This is a genomic window from Streptomyces ferrugineus (assembly GCF_015160855.1).
Classification (GTDB): Bacteria; Actinomycetota; Actinomycetes; order Streptomycetales; family Streptomycetaceae; genus Streptomyces; species Streptomyces ferrugineus.
The window spans coordinates 7,261,721-7,279,833 of the sequence record NZ_CP063373.1 but is presented as its reverse complement, the minus strand read 5'-3'; the positions used below and the strand labels follow the sequence as shown (position 1 = coordinate 7,279,833).

The following is an 18,113-nucleotide window of genomic DNA, read 5'->3' as shown; positions in this document are numbered from 1 at the left end:
GCACACCGTTGGCCTGCCCGGACGGCCACCGGGAGCGCGGGGCGTGACCGGGAGCCATAGCGCCTCACATCGCGCCGGTCGCCGTACCCGACTCCCCGGAGTGCGCGCGGGCCCGAGCCGGGCGCGGGCGCGACCCCGCGGCGCGCGACGAAGCCGTACGCGTCGACAGCGCGCTCCCGGCTCACGTCGTCTCCTCCCCGCCCACCCGCTCCAGCAGCGCCACCGGCAGCCGGGCGAAGAGCTCCTCCACGCGCGCGTGCCCGCTGAACTCCCGCTCCGGAGCCAGCACATCCGCCCACCGCCCCGGTGGCAGCGCCAGCAGCGTCCCGCGCCAGCCACCCGCCCCCGCCAGCCGCAGCGACAGCCGGGTCACGGCGGTGACCACCGCACCGGACCGTGCGAAGGCCACACAGTGGGCGGCCGCGGGACCCTCGGCGGTGAGGGGTGCGTACGACGCCGAGTCACCGAACACCTCCGGGCGGCGCCTGCGCAGCCGCAGCGCCGCTTCCGTCAAGGCCGCCTTCTCGCCCGGGTCCTCGTGCGGGAACGCCACGGCCCGGCGGTTGTCCGGGTCCACCAGTGCCCGGTACTCCCCCTCCGTGCCCTGATAGACGTCCGGCACGCCCGGCATCGTGAGCTGGGTCAGGGCCATGCCCAGCACGTTAGCCCGGATGTGCGGCTCCAGGGCGCTCCGGAAGGCCGTCACGCGCTCGCCCGGCACCCCGCACGGCCCCGCGGCGACGAACGCGGCCACCGCCTCCTCGTACGGCGGCTCCTGCTCGGTCCAGCTCGTGAACAGACCGGCCTCGCGCACATGCTTCAGCAGCGCCCCCTGAACCCGCTCGACATCCGTCTCGCCCAGCCCGAACACCGTCTGCCAGGCGGCCCACGCCAGTTGCGCGTCCGGTACGCCCTCGCCGTCGTGGGTCACCTCGGTCAGGACGTCGGCCCAGCGCTCCGGGCACTCGGTGAGCACGGCGAGCGCGGCCCGCACGTCGGCGCTGCGCTTGGTGTCGTGCGTCGAGGCGACCGTCCCGGTCACCGGCCAGTCGCGCTGCACGCGCGCGCAGTACGCGTGGAAGCCGTCGGCGGAGACGGCCGGGCTGCCCGGGTTCCCGCCCACCTCGGTCGCCGACAGCAGCGGCACATAGCGGTAGAACGCCGTGTCCTCCACGGACTTGGCCCGCAGCGCGGACGCCGTCTGCGCGAACCGCGTCCGGAACTCACCGAGCGCCGGTCCGCCACCGGCCCGCCCGAGCACCAGATCGCGTACGACGTCGACCGCGCCGGCCTCCTCGGGCACGACGAAGGCGAGCCGGGCCTCGGCCGCGGCCTCCTCGGTGACCACCCGGGCCGCGTCCTCGGAGGCGTACGGCCGGTAGACCTCCAGCCGGACGAGGAGTTCCTGGAGGGCGATGCGCAGCGCCCAGGGCGCGCGGTCGCGCAGCGCGGGCTCCGGGGAGGTGGCGCACACCCGGCTCGCCGCCCGGGTCAGCCGGTCGATCTCCGTGGCCAGCTCGTGCGTGAGCACCTTGTACGCCGCCCGCCGCACCGTCGCGTCCCAGTCGCCGCCCCGGTCCGTCTGCGGGGCCGCGAACCGCCGGTACTGGCCGAGGAGTTCCCCGAACCCGGCCGGGTCGGTGAACAGGCCGTCGACATGGCGCAGGGCGTCGTAGCCGGTGGTGCCGGCGACGGGCCAGGAGGCCGGCAGCCGCTCCCCGTCCGACAGGATCTTCTCCACCACCGTCCAGCGTCCGCCGGTCGCCTCGTGCAGGTTGCGGAGATAGCCGTCGGGGTCGGCGAGGCCGTCGGGATGGTCGACGCGCAGCCCGTCGATCACGCCCTCGTGGAGCAGCTGGAGGATCTTGGCGTGCGTGGCCTCGAACACCTCCGGGTCCTCGACCCGTACGCCGATCAGCTCCGAGATGCTGAAGAACCGCCGGTAGTTGAGCTCCGTACGGGCCAGCCGCCACCACACGGGGCGGTACCACTGCGCGTCCAGCAGCTGTGGCAAGGGCAGTTCCCCGGTGCCCTCGCGCAGCGGGAACACATGGTCGTAGTAGCGCAGGACGTCGCCGTCCACCTCCAGCCGGTCGAGCTCGTCGCCCAGAGGGTGTCCCAGCACCGGCAGCAGCACCTGGCCGCCCTGCGCCTCCCAGTCGATGTCGAACCATCGCGCGTACGGCGACTTGGCGCCCTCGCGCAGCACCTCCCACAGGGCGCGATTGTGGCGCGGGGCCATGGCCATGTGGTTCGGGACGATGTCCACCACCAGGCCGAGACCGTGCTCCCGCGCGGTACGCGCCAACGCGCGCAGCCCCTCCTCGCCGCCCAGTTCCTCGCGCACGCGCGCGTGGTCGACGACGTCGTAACCGTGCCCCGAACCCGGGACCGCCTCCAGGACGGGGGACAGATGCAGATGCGAGACGCCGAGCGAGGCCAGGTACGGCACGGCCGCCGCCGCGGCCCCGAACGGGAACGCGGGCTGGAGCTGCAGCCGGTAGGTGGCGGTCGGCACCATCGGGTCAGGTCGCTCAGGTGTCATGGAAACCTACGTACCCGCCCTGCCGCCCTTCGTGTCATCGTCCCCGCCACGTGGGCCCACGCGCGCGCCTGGGTTCGAGCGATGCGGAAGCGGGGGGGAGCGCATATCAGGGCGTGGCGCGTCGGCGGCCTACCGCGAGGTGATCGGGCCGACCGGTGGTGCGCCGGCCCTCGGGCAGGTGGCCTGTGGCCCCCTTGCTGGGCCGGCCCGCCGACCGGCTCGGCCAGCGGGCCGTCGTGCTCGTCTCCTCCCTCGCCAACGCCCTGGCGATCGCCGGGTTGGTGGCCGGGGCGCTCGCGGGGCTGCCTACGGCCGCGCTCGGGGCCCTCGCCGGGGCGACGGTGCCGCAGAACGGGCCCACGGCCCGCGCCCGCCTCGTCGCTCTCGCCCGCCGGGCCGAGGCACGCGACACGACGGTGGACGCCGCGCTCTCCTTCGAGAGCACCCTGGACGAGATCTCCTTCGTCCTGGGCCCGGCCCCGGTCGGCCTGGCGGCCGTGACGGCACATCCGGGGTACGCGCTGGGCGGGGCGGCGGTGCTGGTCGCGTCGTGCGGCACCGGATTCGCGCTGCATCGGACGGCGGGGCGACGGGGGCGGTGCGGTCGGTGCGCGGGTGGGGCGACGGCCCGGTACAGTCCGGCGTGGGCTGGGGGTAGAGGGCCGAGCCAGCCCTCTCCCTCACCGCATCCCCCGCTCCGTCCACCCCCTCCGAGCCGCCCTCGCCCTCCAGGGCGCCATGTTCGGCCCCTGCCAGGCCGGGCCAGGCCGGGATCATCGCCCTCACCGAGCGCCTCGGACAGCCGGACCAGAGGCGGGTCTCGTGTCGCGCTGACGGCGCGCCCGGAGCCGTACACCGGACGCACCACCGAAAGCGACCTCCACGCGCGCGTGCCCGACGAACCGGCCACGCGCACACCCCTCCGCCCCGGCCGAGCACCGCCTAAACCGGCCGTTGCAGCACCGTCAGGCTCCGGTCCAGCAGTGTCAGTCGCTCGCCGGCCGTCACCTTCGGGCCCTCACCCGGCGGTACGCCGTCCGTGTGGGCGGTGTCGACCACGACCTGCCAGCGCCGGCCGTGGTTCACCGGCACCACGAAGTCCAGCGTCCGCGGCGAGGCGTTGAACATCAGCAGGAACGAGTCGTCGGTGATCCGCTCCCCGCGCATGCCGGGCTCGGAGATCGCGTTGCCGTTGAGGAACACGGTCAGCGCCGACGCCCGCGCCGAGTCCCAGTCCTGCTGGGTCATCTCCCGGCCCTCCGGAGTGAACCAGGCGATGTCGGAGAGGTCGTCGTGGGTGCCCTCCACGGGCCGGCCGTGGAAGAAGCGGCGTCTGCGGAAGACGGGGTGGTCCTTGCGCAGCCACACCATCGCGCGCGTGAAGGCCGCGAGACCGCTGTCGTCCTCTTCGGAGGCCGACCAGTTCACCCAGGCGAGCTCGTTGTCCTGGCAGTACGCGTTGTTGTTGCCGCGCTGCGTGCGCGCGAACTCGTCGCCGTGGCTGATCATCGGCACGCCCTGGGACAGCATCAGCGTGGCGATGAAGTTCCGCATCTGGCGGGCGCGCAGCTCCAGGACGGCCGGATCGTCGCTCTCGCCCTCCACGCCGCAGTTCCAGGACCGGTTGTGGCTCTCGCCATCGCGGTTGTCCTCGCCGTTGGCGTGGTTGTGCTTGTCGTTGTACGACACCAGGTCGTGCAGTGTGAACCCGTCGTGGCAGGTCACGAAGTTGATGGAGGCCAGCGGGCGCCGACCGTCGTCCTGGTACAGGTCGGACGAGCCCGTCAGCCGCCCCGCGAACTCCGCGAGCGCCCGCGGCTCGCCCCGCCACAGGTCCCGCACGGTGTCGCGGTACTTGCCGTTCCACTCGGTCCACAGCGGCGGGAAGTTGCCCACCTGGTAGCCGCCCTCCCCGACGTCCCACGGCTCGGCGATCAGCTTCACCTGGGAGACCACCGGGTCCTGCTGCACCAGGTCGAAGAACGACGACAGCCGGTCCACCTCGTGGAACTGCCTCGCCAGAGTGGCCGCGAGGTCGAAGCGGAAGCCGTCGACATGCATCTCGGTGACCCAGTAGCGCAGCGAGTCCATGATCAGTTGCAGGACGTGCGGGGACCGCATGAGCAGCGAGTTCCCGGTCCCGGTGGTGTCCATGTAGTAGCGCCGGTCGTCCATCAGCCGGTAGTACCGCGAGTTGTCCAGGCCCTTGAAGGACAGCGTGGGGCCCAGGTGGTTGCCCTCGGCGGTGTGGTTGTAGACCACGTCGAGGATGACCTCGATGCCGGCCTCGTGCAGCGCCCGCACCGCCGACTTGAACTCCAGCACCTGCTGGCCGCGGTCGCCCCAGGAGGCGTAGGCGTTGTGCGGGGAGAAGAAGCCGATCGTGTTGTAGCCCCAGTAGTTGTTCAGGCCCATGTCGACCAGGCGGTGGTCGTTGACGAACTGGTGCACCGGCATCAGCTCCAGCGCCGTCACGCCCAGCTCGGTGAGGTGCTCGATGACCGCCGGGTGCGCGAGGGCGGCGTAGGTGCCGCGCAGCTCCTCCGGGAGCCCCGGGTGCAGCATGGTCAGGCCCTTCACATGGGCCTCGTAGATCACGGTGTGGTGGTACTCGGTGCGCGGACGGCGGTCGTCGCCCCAGTCGAAGTACGGGTTGACCACGACCGACGACATGGTGTGCGGCGCCGAGTCGAGGTCGTTGCGCCGGCCGGGTTCGTCGAAGTGGTAGCCGTACACCTCCTCGCCCCAGCGGATCGAGCCGCTGATCGCCTTGGCGTACGGGTCGAGCAGCAGCTTCGCGGAGTTGCAGCGCAGCCCGCGCTCCGGGGCGTACGGGCCGTGCACCCGGAAGCCGTACCGCTGCCCCGGCATGACGCCCGGCAGGTACGCGTGCCGCACGAAGGCGTCGCTCTCGCGCAGTTCCACCGCCGTCTCCGAGCCGTCGTCGTGCAGCAGACACAGCTCTACTCGGTCCGCGGCCTCCGTGAAGACCGCGAAATTGGTGCCGGCGCCGTCGTAGGTGGCACCGAGTGGATATGCCTCTCCAGGCCAGACCTGCATGGACACGACTCTTTCAGCTCGAGCGCGCCGCGGGGGGCGCCTTGGCGTCGAGTCTCCCCGAAAGTGATGGAACCACCTATGACTTACGTCCCTCTTACCCGGCGACCAGTGCAGACCCAGGTATGCCAGTTGAATGCCAGCCAGGGGCGTACCAGTGGGACCCGACACGTACTCCCGGAGACATGCGGGGAGTAGGGGGGAAGATGTGCGCAAGATAGTGCACCGCCATCTGGGCAAGGTGGTGGCAGGTGCGGCCATCGCGGTGGCCGGAACAGCCGTCATGGTCGGGATCACCCTGCCGGGGACGGCGGGGGCCGACGACACGGGAGGGAATGCCGGTAATCCGTCCGCCCAGCAGGCGGCCCAGGGGCAGGAAGCCGGGGCCGCGGTGCCGCCGGGCGTCGTCGAACAGGCCCCGACCGAGGGCGACAAGGGCGCGGGCGACGACCCGCTGACCGACGACGAGATGGACCGGGCCGCCCAGCTTGCGGCGAACCCGCAGTTGCGCAACGCCGGCGAGGACGTGGACGGCGACCGCGGCCCGCAGCGCATCGGCGTCGACCTCGCCGAGCCGGAGGCCGACGAGGCGGCCAGGGCGGGCGCGGCGCGCCGGGCCGAGGTGACGTTCTACGACTACAAGGCCGACGCGCTGATCACCCGGACCGTCAACCTCGACACCGGGAAGGTCGAGCAGACCACCACCGAGCACGGCGTCCAGCCGCCGCTGAGCCGCGCCGAGTACGCCGAGGCGGCCGAGCTCCTGATCGCCGACCCGCTGGGCGCGGGCATGAAGGCGGACTTCAAGGACGCCACGGACAAGGAGCTGACCTCTCCGGACCAACTCCTGCTCAACGGCGCCGTGTACCGGGCCACTCCGGGCGCCCAGCCCGCCGTACTCGACAAGTGCGGCGAACACCGGTGCGTACGGCTGTTCCCGAAGGTCAAGAACGGACCCTGGATCGACGCCCGGTCCTTCGTGGTCGACCTGAGCGCCCGCAAGGTCGCCAAGCTCGACCTGCGCTGAGCCGCACTCGGTTCACTTTTCCAACTCGCACTTCACGTACCTGCCTCTCGCGTACGTGCACCTCACGTACCTGCACCTCCTGTAAAGGAGTCACTTCTTCATGCGCGTCAACAGAATGAGCCGCGCCCGCAAGGGCGCCGCCGTCGGTCTGTCCGTGGCCGCGCTGGCCGCCGGCGCGACGACCGGAGCGGGCCCCGCCTCCGCCCAGCCGAAGGCCGCCCCGGCGCCGGCCGCCGAGTGCAGCGCGGCCTACCGCATCGAGCACAAGCTCACCGGCGGCACGACCTGGCGGATGTGCTGGCGCTACGACAGCAAGGCCGGGCTGGTCCTGGAGGACATCTCCTACCAGCCCAAGGGCGAGCCCAAGCCGATCAAGGTCCTCAACAGCGCGAGGCTCGGCCAGATCCACGTCCCGTACGACGACGGAAGCGTCGAGTACGACGACCTGACGGGCTTCGGCTTCGCCCAGGGCCTGATGAACCTCGCCCCCGGCGAGTGCCCCGGCGGCACCATCAAGACCGTCAAGGTCCCGGAGGCCTGGGACCCGCAGAACGAGAACGTCAAGGGCCTGTGCACCACCACGCGCGCGCGTGGGCACGCCTACCGCATGCAGGGCGACACGGCCAACAAGGTCTACCAGGCGCAGAGCAAGGACCTGCTCGTCTACACGGTCAACCAGGTCGGCTGGTACGAGTACATGACCGAGTGGCGCTTCCAGGACGACGGCACGGTCACCATGAACGTCGGCGCCACCGGAAGCCTGTCGTTCGACGACTACGACGCCGGCGACGGCCGCGGCTGGCCCATCGGCAAGGGCAACCGGGCCAAGGCCACCAGCCACAGCCACAACGTCTTCTGGCGCCTCGACTTCGCCCTGGACGGCTCCACCAAGAACCGGATCGAGCAGTACGACTCCACCGTGACCGCGCCCGGTGCCGGCGACCCGGCCGCGAAGATCAAGACCACCCGCACCAAGGTCACCAAGGAACTCGCCGGCGACGCCAAGGCCTACCGCTGGTGGCGTGTGGTCAGCGCGACCGGAAAGAACAAGGACGGCCACCGGCGCTCGTACGAGATCGTGCCCGGCGTCGGCACCAAGTACCCGGGCCGCAGCTACACCAAGCACGACATGTACTTCACCCAGTACAAGAAGTGCGAGAAGTTCGCCACGCACAACCCCGGTTGCGGCAACGGCCACCCCAAGAGCGTCGACAAGTGGGTCGGTGGCCAGAACCTCACCCACCCGATCGCCTGGATGAACGTGGGCTTCCACCACATCGCCCGGGACGAGGACCAGCAGCCCATGCCGGTCCACTGGCAGGGGTTCTCCATCGTCCCGCGGGACGTGACGGCTATGAATCCGCTCACTCCGAGCGAGCTCGCCTGGCAGAACGGCCACTGGCGGCCTCGCGGTTGAGAAACGACCCTGTCCATCCGGCTGCACCGCCCACCGCTCCCGGAGTACCCTTCCTTGATCGTTGAGACGGGGAGTGCTCGGGGGAGCGGAAGGCGGTGCGCGGGTGGGCTCGGGAGGGCTGGAGCTGCCCCCTGGTGACGAGGGTCACGAGGGGAACTCCACAGACGTCCCACCCGGCACGGTGTCCCTGGCCCGGCCGATGGAGACCAGCTCCATCGGCCCGGAGCTGGACTGGGGCACCGACGCCTGGCGCGAGGTGCGTACGCGCGCCCGGCGGGCTGGCCGGGCCTACATCTGGCTGAACCTCGTCGAACAGCGGCTGCGCGCGGTCGTGGCCGCTGTTCTGCGCCCCATCTACGAACCCGTCCACGGCGACGACTGGGTGGTCGCGGCCGCCGGTCCGGCCGGCCAGGAGTGGGTGCAGCGCGCGGTGGCCGTACGGGAGGTCAGCCGCCGCAAGGGCTACTTGCTGGACCCGGCCGACGACAACGTCCTCAGCTTCCTGACGCTGCCGCAGCTGCGCGAGCTGATGGTGCAGCACTGGCCGTGCTTCGAGCCCTACGTCGACGACCGCCGGGACGTGGAACTCGCCCTGGACGAGCTGGAGGTGACCCGGAACGTCGTCTCGCGCAACCGGGCCCTGTCCGAGGCGGTCCTCAACCAGGCCGAGCGGGCCTCCGCGCGACTGTTGGAGATCCTCGGCTCGAGCGGCGACGTGCCGTCGGCGCGCCGGCTGCCCATCGACGCGGTCGAGGACCTGGTCGGCGACCGCTACGCCGACGTGGTCGCGGTGCACCCCGACCGGGTGCGGCTGCTGCGCCGGTTCCCGGCCGAGGACATCTTCGGCGGCGCCCGCCGGGTCGACGCCATCGGCATCGGCCTCAACCTGCTTGTGCAGAACTTCTCCGGGCGCCGTCTGGTGCGCCTCGCCGAGTCCGGGTGCCGGGTGCGGCTGCTGTTCCTGAACCCGGCCTCCAGCGCGGTCAAGCGGCGCGAGCGCGAACTGGGCCTCAAACGGGGCGAGCTGAGCCGCGCCGTCGAGATGAACATCCTGCACATGCGCCGGGTGCGCTCCCGGCTGCGCGACCCGGGCGCCTTCGAGATCCAGGTCTTCGACGAGACGCCCCGCTTCACGGCGTACCTCGTGGACGGCGACGGCTCCGACGGCATCGCGGTCGTACAGAGCTATCTGCGGCGGACGCGCGGGCTGGAGGCGCCGGTGCTGGTGCTGCGCAACGGCAGCAGGGTGGTCAAGTCGGACGAGATCGACGAGAGCGGGCTCTTCCCCACGTACCGCGAGGAGTTCGAACTGATGTGGGCGGATTCGCGGCCAGTGTCCTGAACTGTCCGGCCGACGCGGTGCCGTCCCGACACGGAAGCGGAATGCGGTCCTCTGATTGTCAGTGGCACATGGGAAGGTGGAGACCACTGGGGGAACGCACCACCAAGAAGGGGGACCGCCCATGGGCTGGCACCGTGAGCTGCTGATCGGCTTCGACCTGGAGACGACCGGTACGGATCCGCGCGAGGCGCGCATCGTCACCGGGGCCGTGATCGAGGTCAGGGACGGGCAGCCCATAGGGCACAAGGAGTGGCTGGCGGATCCGGGCGTGGAGATCCCGGCCGACGCGGTCGCGGTCCACGGCATCAGCAATGAGCGCGCGGCCGCCGAGGGCCGCCCGGCCGACCAGGTGGCGGACGCCATCGCGGACGTACTGGCCACCTACTGGAAGACGGGTGTGCCGGTCGTCGCCTACAACGCGGCCTTCGACCTGAGCCTGCTCTCCGCCGAACTGCGGCGGTACGGACTGCCGTCCCTGCGCGACCGCCTGGGCGGCATCGACCCCGCCCCCGTCATCGACCCGTACACCATCGACCGCTGGGCCGACCGCTACCGCCGCGGCAAGCGCAACCTCGAAGCGGTCTGCCGGGAGTACGGCATCGCCCTGGACTCCGCCCACGACGCCTCCGCCGACGCCCTCGCCGCGGCCCGACTGGCCGGCGCGATAGCCGACCGCCACCCCAAGATCGCGGCGCTCGGCCCGGCGGAGCTGCACCGCCGCCAGATCGAGTGGTACGCGCAGTGGGCGGCGGACTTCCAGAGCTTCCTGCGTCGCAAGGGCGACGCGACGGCGGTGGTCGACGGGACGTGGCCGCTGCGGGAGCCGGCGGGCGAGACGGTCTGAGGCCCCCGGCGACGGCCGCGTCCTTTCCGAGGGTGCGCCCGCGCGGCCCCGCGCCTTCGGTGGCTGGCGCCGGCGGTCAGCCTGAGCTCGTTCTCGGTCGCCGCTAAGGCCCGCGCGCCGCCGTCGGTCCTCGAGCGCCTCCGAGCTTCCCCACCGTCGGGCCGCAACCCTGGCTCGGGATGTGGCCCCGACGGCCGCCGGCCCCTCCGTCACACCGCTGCCGAGGCCGCCGCCGCGACGCGCTCGACGCGCGGCTCGGCGAGCCGCTCGTAGTCGGCGCCCGAGATGCAGAGCGAGCGGTCGAGCCGGGCAGCGTTGAAGTACAGCTTCGGCTGGGCGACGACGTCCGGGTCGGCGACGACTTCGAGGCCGGGGTCGAAGCTGAACGGCAGGACGGTGCCGGGCACGGCACGGGCCAGCCGCTCGGCGGTCTCCGGGTCGCTGAAGCCGACGTAGCGCGCGTCGAACAGCGCCCGGACGGCGTCCAGGTCCACCCGACGGTCCCCCGGGACGACCGCCAGGACGTGACGGGTGGTGCGGCGGTCCACCTTGACCCGCAGCACGATGCACTTCGCGGCCTCGGAGGCCGGGTGGCCGCGCAGGGCGCAGACGGCCTCGGTGGCGCCCTCGGGTTCGTGGTCGAGGAGGCGGTAGTCGATGTGGGAGGAGTCGAGCAGGGAGATCAGGTGCTCGTAAGTGTCGTGGTGGGGGAGGTCGTGGTGGGTGTGCTCGGGCATGCGGAGTCCTTGTCGAGGTGCGTTCCGGGGGAGTGGCCCGAGGTCCGGGCCGAGGGGAGCCGGAGTTCCGGTGTGCTTCGGTGCGCACGCTCGACCGCCTGCCCCCAGTAGGTGCCGGCGACCATCAGGGCCGCCCCGAGGCCGGTGAGCGCGGTGAGGTGCTCGCCGCCGAGGGCCACGCCCACCGCGACCGCCCACACCGGCTCGGTGCCCAGCAGCAGGCTGGCCCGGCTGGCCGAGGTGCGCTGTACGGCCCAGGTCTGCGCGAGGAAGGCGAACACGCTGCAGAACAGGGCGAGATGGACGAGCTGGGCCCAGATCGCGGGGTCCGCGCGGACCAGGGTGGGCAGGTCCTGGGCCGCCATCGGCAGGAACAGGGCCGTGCCCACGAGGGTCTGCACGGTCGTCAGATGCAGCGGGCGGATCGCCCGCCCGGCGGTGAAGCGGCCGACCAGCGCGACATGCACGGCCCGGACCAGCGCGGCACCGAGCATCAGCAGATCGCCGAGACGGGGCGCGTGGAAGCCGTTGCCGGACATGAGCAGCGCCACGGCCAGGACGCAGACACCGGTCGCGGCGAAGAACGACAGAGGCAGTGCGCCGCGGCGGCCGCCGCGGTCGAGGAGCGGGGTGAGGACGATGGTCAGGCTGATGATGAGGCCGGCGTTGGCGGCGGTGGTGTGCGCGACGCCGTACGTCTCCACGACCAGGACCGCGGCCTGCGTCAGGCCCAGGGGCACCCCGGCCCGCAGCTCGGCGCGCGTCCACCGGCGCGAACCGCGCGGCCCGCGCCGCCGGGAGGCGACCAGGCCGAGACAGGCGACGGCGGACAGGGCGTAGCGGGCGAACAGCACGAGCAGGACGGGGAGCGCGGCGGTGGCCGTCTGGGCGGACAGATAGCTGGAGCCCCAGACGATCGCGACAAGGAGGAGTACCGCATCGGTACGGCGGACGTCGGACACGCCCCTACGGTGTACCGAAGGTGACCCTGAAGCCCAGTACCACCTTCTAAAACGATCATTTAGCGGAGCTACATCATCCCTACACTGGGGCGATGGACGAACGGCAGCTGCGGATCCTGCGGGAGCTCGGCGAACTGGGCAGTGTCACGGCGGTCGCCGAGGCACTGCTGGTGACGCCGTCGGCCATCTCCCAGCAGCTACGGCTGCTGCAGCGGGCGATCCCGGTGCCGCTCACCGAGCGTCGGGGCCGGCGCCTGGTGCTCACCGACGCCGGGCAGGCGCTGGCGGGCGCGGCCGTCGAGGTGGAGACGGCGCTGGCACGCGCCCGGCACGCCGTCGAGGAGTTCGTCGAGCGGCCGGACGGGGAGGTGTCGGTGGCGGCGTTCCACAGCGCGGGCGCCGCGTTCTTCCCGCTGCTCGTCGGCGCGCTGGCCGGACCGGGCAGACCGGTGCCGAGGCTCGCCGACGAGGACGTGCCCCAGGAGGACTTCCCCCGACTCACCCGCGAGTACGACATCGTCCTCGCCCACCGCCTCGACCACGCCTCGCCGTGGCCGCACACGGTGGCCGCGACGACACTGCTGCGCGAGCCACTGGACGTGGCGATGCCCGCCAGCCATCCCCTGGCCGCCCAACGCCGTGTCACCCCGCGCGACGTGGCCGACGAGCCGTGGATCACCGTGCACGACGGCTTCCCGGTCCTCGCGGTCGTCGAAGCCATCGCCGCAGCCGCCGGCCGCCGCCTCGATCTGGCCCATCGCATCAACGAGTTCGCGGTGGTGGCCGAGGTCGTGGCGGCCGGCGGCGGCATCGCCCTGATGCCGCGCTGGACGGTACGCCCGCACCCCGCCCTCGTCCTGCGCCCGCTGAGCGGCGTCCAGGCGCGACGCCACATCGACGCCCTGTACCGCCCGGAGCGCACGGCCAGGTCCGCGGTGCGCACCGTCCTGAGCGAACTACGCCGCGCCGCGCGCGACATCCAGAGAGAACCGCCGCAGGCGGCCGGCTGATCCCGAACGAGCGTCACTCCGCTCAGAACGGATACCACCTCAGAACGGATGCCACCGCACCGTCGCATCCCCCTGCCGCAGCGAAGCCACCCGCCGCTCGAACTCGTCCCGGGCCTTCGGATTGCCCGGCGCGTGCTGGGCCACCCAGGCGCAGCTCGCCGTCTCCCGCGCGCCGCGCAGCACCGCGCACCCCTCCCACTCCCGTACATCCCAGCCGTACGCCTCGACGAACGATTCGTAAGCCGCCGCGGGCAGTCCGTACCGGTCCCGGGAGAGGGCCATGACCACCAGGTCGTGCTCGCGCAGATCGGCCGAGAACGTCTCCAGGTCGACCAGCACCGGGCCGTCCGGGCCCACATGCACATTGCGCGGCAGGGCGTCCCCATGGATCGGGCCCGGCGTCAGACGGGGCGTCAGCCCGGCCGCCGCGGTGGCGAAACCGTCCCGCCGCTCCCGCAGATACGCGGCGTCCGCCGGATCGATCGCGTCGCCCGCAAGGCGCAGCCAGCGCTCCACCCCGCCCAGCAACTCACGCGGCGGCAGTTCGAAGGAGGGGGCGGGCAGGGCGTGCACGACCCGCAGCAGTTCGGCCAAATCCCGTGGCTCGGCGGGCCGTACCGGATCCGGCAGCCGGTGCCACACGGTCACCGGGTGCCTCTCCACCAGCAGTGCCTTCGGCTCGGCGGCCCGTACCGCCGGCACGCCCGTCTCCTCCAGCCACACCGCCACGTCCAGTTCGCGCCGCGCCCGGTCGAGGAGTTCGGCGTCGCGGCCCACCTTGACGACCAGGTCACCGAGGGCGAACACCGCGTTCTCACCGAGGGCGAGCAGCCGCGCGTCCCGCGCTGTGCCGGGCAGCACCTCCGCCGCGGCCAGTACGTCCCGCGCCCGTGCCTCGTCCATCGTCCGCCTCCGTCCGGTCGTACGCCTGCACGGATGGCGTCGGATTCCCGCCATCCGTGCCCAGTCTCGCATTTGCACAGGTCGGACCGCGTGCGCGCGGCCTTGACGGGGTACGGCGCCTTCACGACCATGACGGGGCTCGTCCGAGGGCGGCCGCGGCAAAGGGGGATCCCGTGACATCGGTGACCGAGGCGCAGCGGCCGGTGAGAGCCGCGCCCGGGACGCGAGGGCAGCGGCGGGTCCTGGATCGCGGCGCCTGGTTCCTGGTGCTCCCCGCGCTGATCCCCATCCTGATCCTGAGCGTCGGACCACTGCTCTACGGCATCCTGCTGTCCTTCACCGACGCCCAGTCCGGGCGCACCCGGGCCACCCAGTGGATCGGCGGCCTCAACTTCCGGGATCTGCTGCACGACACGCTGTTCTGGGAGTCGTTCCGGATCGGCCTGGTCTGGGCGGTCGGCGTCACCGTGCCGCAGTTCCTGCTCGCGCTCGGCCTCGCCCTCCTCCTCAACCAGGACCTGCGGCTGCGCTGGCTGGCCCGGGCCCTCGCGATCGTGCCGTGGGCCATGCCCGAGGTCGTCGTCGGCGTCATGTGGCGGCTGGTCTACAACCCCGACGCCGGCATCCTCAACGAGACACTCCGCGACCTCGGCCTCGGCGGCGGCCGCGACTGGCTCAGCGGGCTCGGCACCGCCCTGCCCGCCGTCATCGTCGTCGGTATCTGGGCGGGGATGCCGACCACGACGGTCGCCCTGCTCGCCGGCCTGCAGAGCACCCCGCGCGAACTGCACGAGGCGGCGGCGGTGGACGGCGCCGGCGCCTGGCGCCGCTTCCGCACCGTCACCTGGCCCGCCCTCAGACCCGTCGCCCTGTCCATCACCGCGCTCAACCTGATCTGGAACTTCAACTCCTTCGCCCTGGTCTACGTGCTCACCAGCGGCGGTCCCGGCGGCCGCACCCGGCTGCCCATGCTCTTCGCGTACGAAGAGGCCTTCCGCTACGGGCAGTTCGGCTACGCGGCGGCGATGGGATGCCTCATGGTCGCGGTGATCTCGGTACTCCTCGCCGTCTTCCTCGCCGGCCGGCTCAGGGGAGGTGATCAGGCATGAGGACCAGCCGGACCGGCCGCGCCGGGCAGTACCTCGCCCTGCTCGCCTACCTCCTCTTCCTCGCCCTCCCCTTCCTCTGGCTGATCTCCACCGCCTTCAAGCCGCCCCGCGAGCTCGGCAGCCTGCACCCCACCTGGATCCCGAAGGACCCCACCCTCGCCAACTTCCGCCAGGCCTTCGACGAGCAGCCCCTGCTGCACGCCGCCCTCAACTCCCTGACCGCCGCGCTCGGCGCCGGCCTGATCGCCGTACTCCTCGCGACCCCGATGGCCTACGTCATGGCCCGCCACCGCACCCGGCTCGCGCGGGCCGCGACCGGCTGGGTCGTCGTCAGCCAGGCGTTCCCCCTCGTGCTGGTGATCATCCCGCTGTTCCTGGTGCTGAAGAACCTGCGGCTGATCAACTCGATGCCGGGGCTGATCATGGTGTACGTGGTGTGGGCGCTGCCGTTCGCGCTGTGGATGCTCGTCGGGTACGTCCGTGCCGTGCCGCCCGAGTTGGAGGAGGCGGCGGCGGTCGACGGGGCCGGGCGGCTGCGCACCCTGGTGTCGGTGACCGCGCCGCTGCTGGCGCCGGGCATCGCGGCGACGGGGCTGTTCGCGTTCGTCACGGCGTGGAACGAGTTCTTCTTCGCGCTCGTGCTGCTGAAGTCCCCGGAGCGGCAGACGCTGCCGGTCGTCCTCACCCACTTCATCGGCGCGGAGGGCGTCGCGGACCTCGGCCCGCTGGCCGCCGCCGCGTTCCTCGCGACGCTGCCCTCGCTGGTGGTGTTCGCGGTCATCCAGCGACGGATCACGGGCGGCATGCTCGCCGGGGCGGTGAAGAACTGATGCGTACCAGAGTGCTGTTGGGCTGCCTGGTGCTGGTCCTGCTGCTCGCCGGGTGCGGCGGCGGCGACGGTGACGGCGCCGGCGGCCGGATCACCCTGCGCTTCCAGTCCCTGGCCTGGCAGGCGGAGTCCGTCGAGATCAACAGGGAACTGGTCAAGGAGTGGAACGCCACCCATCCGGACGTCGAGGTCGAGTACGTCCAGGGCAGTTGGGACAGCGTCCACGACCAGCTGCTCACCTCCTTCGAGGGCGGCGAGGCCCCGGACATCATCCATGACGCCTCCGACGACCTCGCGGACTTCGCGTACGGCGGCTACCTCGCCGATCTGACCGGCCTGCTGCCCGAACGGCTCAAGTCCGACATCCCGCAGCGCAGTTGGGAGACGACGACCTTCGGGGGCGGGATCTACGGTGTGCCGTTCCTCCAGGAGCCACGGGTGATCGTCGCCAACGCGAAGTGGCTCAAGGAGGCCGGCGTACGCATCCCGACCCCCGAACGCCCATGGAGCTGGCCCGAGTTCAGAAGCATCACCGCACAGCTCAGCGGGGACGGCAGGTACGGCGTCGCCTGGCCGCTCAAGGAGCCCGTCTCCGCCACCCTCAACCTGTCGCTGTCGTCCGGCGGACAGCTCTTCCACCGGGGCGCCGACGACAAGGTCACCATCCGTTTCGAGGCCGCCGACGAGGTCATGCCGCGCACCGTCCACGACCAGGCCAACACCGATCGCAGCGCCTCGCCCACGACCCTCGGCAGCGGCGGTTCCGACACCCTGCCCGGCTTCTTCGGCGGCCGGTACGCGATGGTCCCGCTCGGCTTCTCCTACCGCCAGCAGATCGTGCAGCAGGCGCCGAAGGGCTTCGACTGGCAGGTGCTGCCGGCCCCGGCGGGCGCCGACGGGCTCACCCAGGGCGTCAGCCCGCAGACCCTGTCCATCGCCGAGGACAGCCCGCACCAGCGGGAGGCGGCCGAGTTCATCGACTTCCTGCTCCGGCCCGAGAACATGGTGCGGCTGGCGCTGGGCGACTGGATGCTGCCCACCGGAACCCAGGCGCTGAAGGACCCGGCCCTGCACACCACCGAGAACGACTGGGCCACCGGCACCGCCCTCGCCGAACACCTGCGCTCGGCGCCCGCGCAGTCGGTGCGCGGCTACCCGGAGTGGAAGGACAAGGTCGCCACACCCGCCCTCCAGGAGTACTACAGCGGCGCCATCGGCCTCGACGAACTGCGCGAGCGCCTGGAGGAGGACGGGAACCTGGTGCTGGCCCGCTATCAGCGCTGACGTAACTCGGTTGTCCGCGTCACCCGGCACGCCTAACGTGGCGTCCGTGGCAGCGAACAACGCGATCTGCAACACCGGTCACGGCCGGGGCTACGCGCACTCCGTACGGATGCGCCGCGGCCCCGGAGCCCTGACCGGCCCGGGGAGCCACGCCGCCCGCTGACTGCGCGCGAGTCCGCTCCTCCTCCTTCTCTCTCCTGTCTTCCGGTCAGGGCCTTCGTCTGCCCTCTCCCACTCCACGGAAGACAAGGACCGCAGGCCATGGCCCGCCCCACCCGCGTATCCCGCGCGCTCTCCCAGAACTTCCTCGCCGACCGAGCCGCCGCGGAACGCTTCGCCCGGCTCGCCGTACCGAACCGGCGACACCACCCCCTGCTCCTCGAAGTCGGCGCGGGCAAAGGCGCGTTGACGCAGAGGCTCGCTCCGCGCTGCCGCGAGCTGATCGCGTACGAGATCGATCCCCGGCTCGTCCCCGGGCTGCGCGCCCGCTTCTCCGGCCTGCCCCACGTCCGGGTGGCCGCCGGTGACTTCCTCGCCGCACGACCCCCGCGCACGCCGTTCTCCGTCGCCGGCAACGTGCCCTTCTCCCGCACCGCCGCCATCGTCGACTGGTGTCTGCGGGCCCCGGCCCTCACCGACGCCACGCTCCTCACCCAGCTCGAGTACGCCCGCAAGCGCACGGGCGACTACGGCAGCTGGACCCGGCTGACGGTCCTGACCTGGCCCCGCCACGAATGGCGGCTGGCCGGCCGGGTCGGGCGCGACAGCTTCCGGCCGGTGCCGCGGGTGGACGCCGGGATCGTGCGGATCGAGCGGCGCCGCACCCCGCTGCTGGACGCCGGCGCGTACGAGAGCTGGCGGCAGCTCGTCGCGCTGGGCTTCTCCGGCGTGGGCGGCTCGCTGCACGCGTCGCTGTGCCGGGCCCACGGGAGGCGGCGGGTCGACGCGGCGTTCCGGGCGGCCCGGCTGGACGCGAGGGCCCTCGTCGGCGAGGTGCCGCCGGGGGCGTGGCTGAGGCTGCACGAGGCGCTGAGGTCGTGAGGGTGA

At 72.2% G+C, this 18,113-nt stretch carries 15 protein-coding genes; 9 read left to right on the top strand and 6 right to left on the bottom strand.

Annotated features, from left to right (window positions below; translation table 11 throughout):
- Window positions 1–181 precede the first annotated feature (181 nt).
- The 3 genes from treY to glgX all read right to left on the bottom strand — a co-directional run bounded on the left by treY (window position 182) and on the right by glgX (window position 5,605).
- Window positions 182–2,545 carry a malto-oligosyltrehalose synthase gene (gene treY / locus IM697_RS32580; protein WP_194039674.1) on the bottom strand — a complete coding sequence of 788 codons (2,364 nt, stop codon included), beginning with the start codon at window positions 2,543–2,545 and terminating at the stop codon, window positions 182–184.
- A gap of 106 nt (window positions 2,546–2,651) precedes the next feature.
- Window positions 2,652–2,990, bottom strand: a complete 339-nt coding sequence (locus tag IM697_RS32575) for a hypothetical protein (protein ID WP_194039673.1) — start codon at window positions 2,988–2,990, stop codon at window positions 2,652–2,654.
- A gap of 497 nt (window positions 2,991–3,487) precedes the next feature.
- Entirely contained in the window at window positions 3,488–5,605 is a 2,118-nt protein-coding gene (gene glgX, locus IM697_RS32570; RefSeq protein WP_194039672.1) for a glycogen debranching protein GlgX, read from the bottom strand.
- 205 nt (window positions 5,606–5,810) lie between these two features.
- Between glgX and IM697_RS32565 the strand changes: the two genes are divergently transcribed.
- The 4 genes from IM697_RS32565 (at window position 5,811) to IM697_RS32550 (ending at window position 10,232) form a co-directional block, all read left to right on the top strand.
- On the top strand, window positions 5,811–6,629 hold the full coding sequence (locus tag IM697_RS32565) for a Tat pathway signal sequence domain protein (RefSeq protein WP_194039671.1): 819 nt from the start codon (window positions 5,811–5,813) through the stop codon (window positions 6,627–6,629).
- A 100-nt stretch (window positions 6,630–6,729) separates the two neighbouring features.
- Window positions 6,730–8,046, top strand: coding sequence for a copper amine oxidase (locus IM697_RS32560; RefSeq protein WP_194039670.1), 1,317 nt, complete (start codon window positions 6,730–6,732; stop codon window positions 8,044–8,046).
- A gap of 73 nt (window positions 8,047–8,119) precedes the next feature.
- A complete protein-coding gene (locus tag IM697_RS32555) occupies window positions 8,120–9,388 on the top strand; it encodes an SAV2148 family HEPN domain-containing protein (protein ID WP_194049977.1) in 1,269 nt (422 codons plus the stop codon).
- A 121-nt stretch (window positions 9,389–9,509) separates the two neighbouring features.
- On the top strand, window positions 9,510–10,232 hold the full coding sequence (locus IM697_RS32550) for a 3'-5' exonuclease (RefSeq protein ID WP_194039669.1): 723 nt from the start codon (window positions 9,510–9,512) through the stop codon (window positions 10,230–10,232).
- Between the two features lie 209 nt (window positions 10,233–10,441).
- Here the strand turns inward: IM697_RS32550 and IM697_RS32545 are convergent, their stop codons facing one another.
- The gene (locus IM697_RS32545) at window positions 10,442–10,969 is read right to left on the bottom strand and encodes a YbaK/EbsC family protein (protein WP_194039668.1); all 528 of its coding nucleotides are present in this window, start codon (window positions 10,967–10,969) and stop codon (window positions 10,442–10,444) included.
- On the bottom strand, window positions 10,915–11,931 hold the full coding sequence (locus IM697_RS32540) for a DMT family transporter (RefSeq protein WP_194039667.1): 1,017 nt from the start codon (window positions 11,929–11,931) through the stop codon (window positions 10,915–10,917). The genes IM697_RS32545 and IM697_RS32540 overlap by 55 nt, the downstream gene beginning before the upstream one ends.
- 92 nt (window positions 11,932–12,023) lie before the next feature.
- On the opposite strand from IM697_RS32540, the gene IM697_RS32535 reads away from it, so the two are divergent.
- Window positions 12,024–12,941, top strand: coding sequence for a LysR family transcriptional regulator (locus IM697_RS32535; RefSeq protein WP_194039666.1), 918 nt, complete (start codon window positions 12,024–12,026; stop codon window positions 12,939–12,941).
- A 39-nt stretch (window positions 12,942–12,980) separates the two neighbouring features.
- Here IM697_RS32535 and IM697_RS32530 read toward each other — a convergent pair whose 3' ends face one another.
- Window positions 12,981–13,844 carry a phosphotransferase enzyme family protein gene (locus tag IM697_RS32530; RefSeq protein ID WP_194039665.1) on the bottom strand — a complete coding sequence of 288 codons (864 nt, stop codon included), beginning with the start codon at window positions 13,842–13,844 and terminating at the stop codon, window positions 12,981–12,983.
- 173 nt (window positions 13,845–14,017) lie between these two features.
- Here IM697_RS32530 and IM697_RS32525 point away from each other — a divergent pair, with 173 nt between their 5' ends.
- The 4 genes from IM697_RS32525 (at window position 14,018) to erm (ending at window position 18,107) form a co-directional block, all read left to right on the top strand.
- Entirely contained in the window at window positions 14,018–14,953 is a 936-nt protein-coding gene (locus IM697_RS32525) for a carbohydrate ABC transporter permease (RefSeq protein ID WP_194039664.1), read from the top strand.
- Window positions 14,950–15,783 carry a carbohydrate ABC transporter permease gene (locus IM697_RS32520; RefSeq protein ID WP_194039663.1) on the top strand — a complete coding sequence of 278 codons (834 nt, stop codon included), beginning with the start codon at window positions 14,950–14,952 and terminating at the stop codon, window positions 15,781–15,783. Before IM697_RS32525 ends, IM697_RS32520 begins: the two co-directional genes overlap by 4 nt.
- On the top strand, window positions 15,783–17,066 hold the full coding sequence (locus IM697_RS32515) for an ABC transporter substrate-binding protein (protein WP_194039662.1): 1,284 nt from the start codon (window positions 15,783–15,785) through the stop codon (window positions 17,064–17,066). Before IM697_RS32520 ends, IM697_RS32515 begins: the two co-directional genes overlap by 1 nt.
- A gap of 261 nt (window positions 17,067–17,327) precedes the next feature.
- Window positions 17,328–18,107, top strand: coding sequence for an ErmE/ErmH/ErmO/ErmR family 23S rRNA (adenine(2058)-N(6))-methyltransferase (gene erm / locus IM697_RS32510; protein ID WP_194039661.1), 780 nt, complete (start codon window positions 17,328–17,330; stop codon window positions 18,105–18,107).
- Window positions 18,108–18,113: the final 6 nt, after the last annotated feature.

Excerpts from the sequence above, each read along its gene's own strand:
- treY (WP_194039674.1), bottom strand. The coding sequence starts at position 2,545 with ATGACACCTGAGCGACCTGACCCGATGGTGCCGACCGCCACCTACCGG.
- IM697_RS32515 (WP_194039662.1), top strand. The coding sequence starts at position 15,783 with ATGCGTACCAGAGTGCTGTTGGGCTGCCTGGTGCTGGTCCTGCTGCTC.
- glgX (WP_194039672.1), bottom strand. The coding sequence starts at position 5,605 with ATGCAGGTCTGGCCTGGAGAGGCATATCCACTCGGTGCCACCTACGAC.
- erm (WP_194039661.1), top strand. The coding sequence starts at position 17,328 with ATGGCCCGCCCCACCCGCGTATCCCGCGCGCTCTCCCAGAACTTCCTC.
- IM697_RS32560 (WP_194039670.1), top strand. The coding sequence starts at position 6,730 with ATGCGCGTCAACAGAATGAGCCGCGCCCGCAAGGGCGCCGCCGTCGGT.
- IM697_RS32545 (WP_194039668.1), bottom strand. The coding sequence starts at position 10,969 with ATGCCCGAGCACACCCACCACGACCTCCCCCACCACGACACTTACGAG.
- IM697_RS32530 (WP_194039665.1), bottom strand. The coding sequence starts at position 13,844 with ATGGACGAGGCACGGGCGCGGGACGTACTGGCCGCGGCGGAGGTGCTG.
- IM697_RS32550 (WP_194039669.1), top strand. The coding sequence starts at position 9,510 with ATGGGCTGGCACCGTGAGCTGCTGATCGGCTTCGACCTGGAGACGACC.
- IM697_RS32520 (WP_194039663.1), top strand. The coding sequence starts at position 14,950 with ATGAGGACCAGCCGGACCGGCCGCGCCGGGCAGTACCTCGCCCTGCTC.
- IM697_RS32535 (WP_194039666.1), top strand. The coding sequence starts at position 12,024 with ATGGACGAACGGCAGCTGCGGATCCTGCGGGAGCTCGGCGAACTGGGC.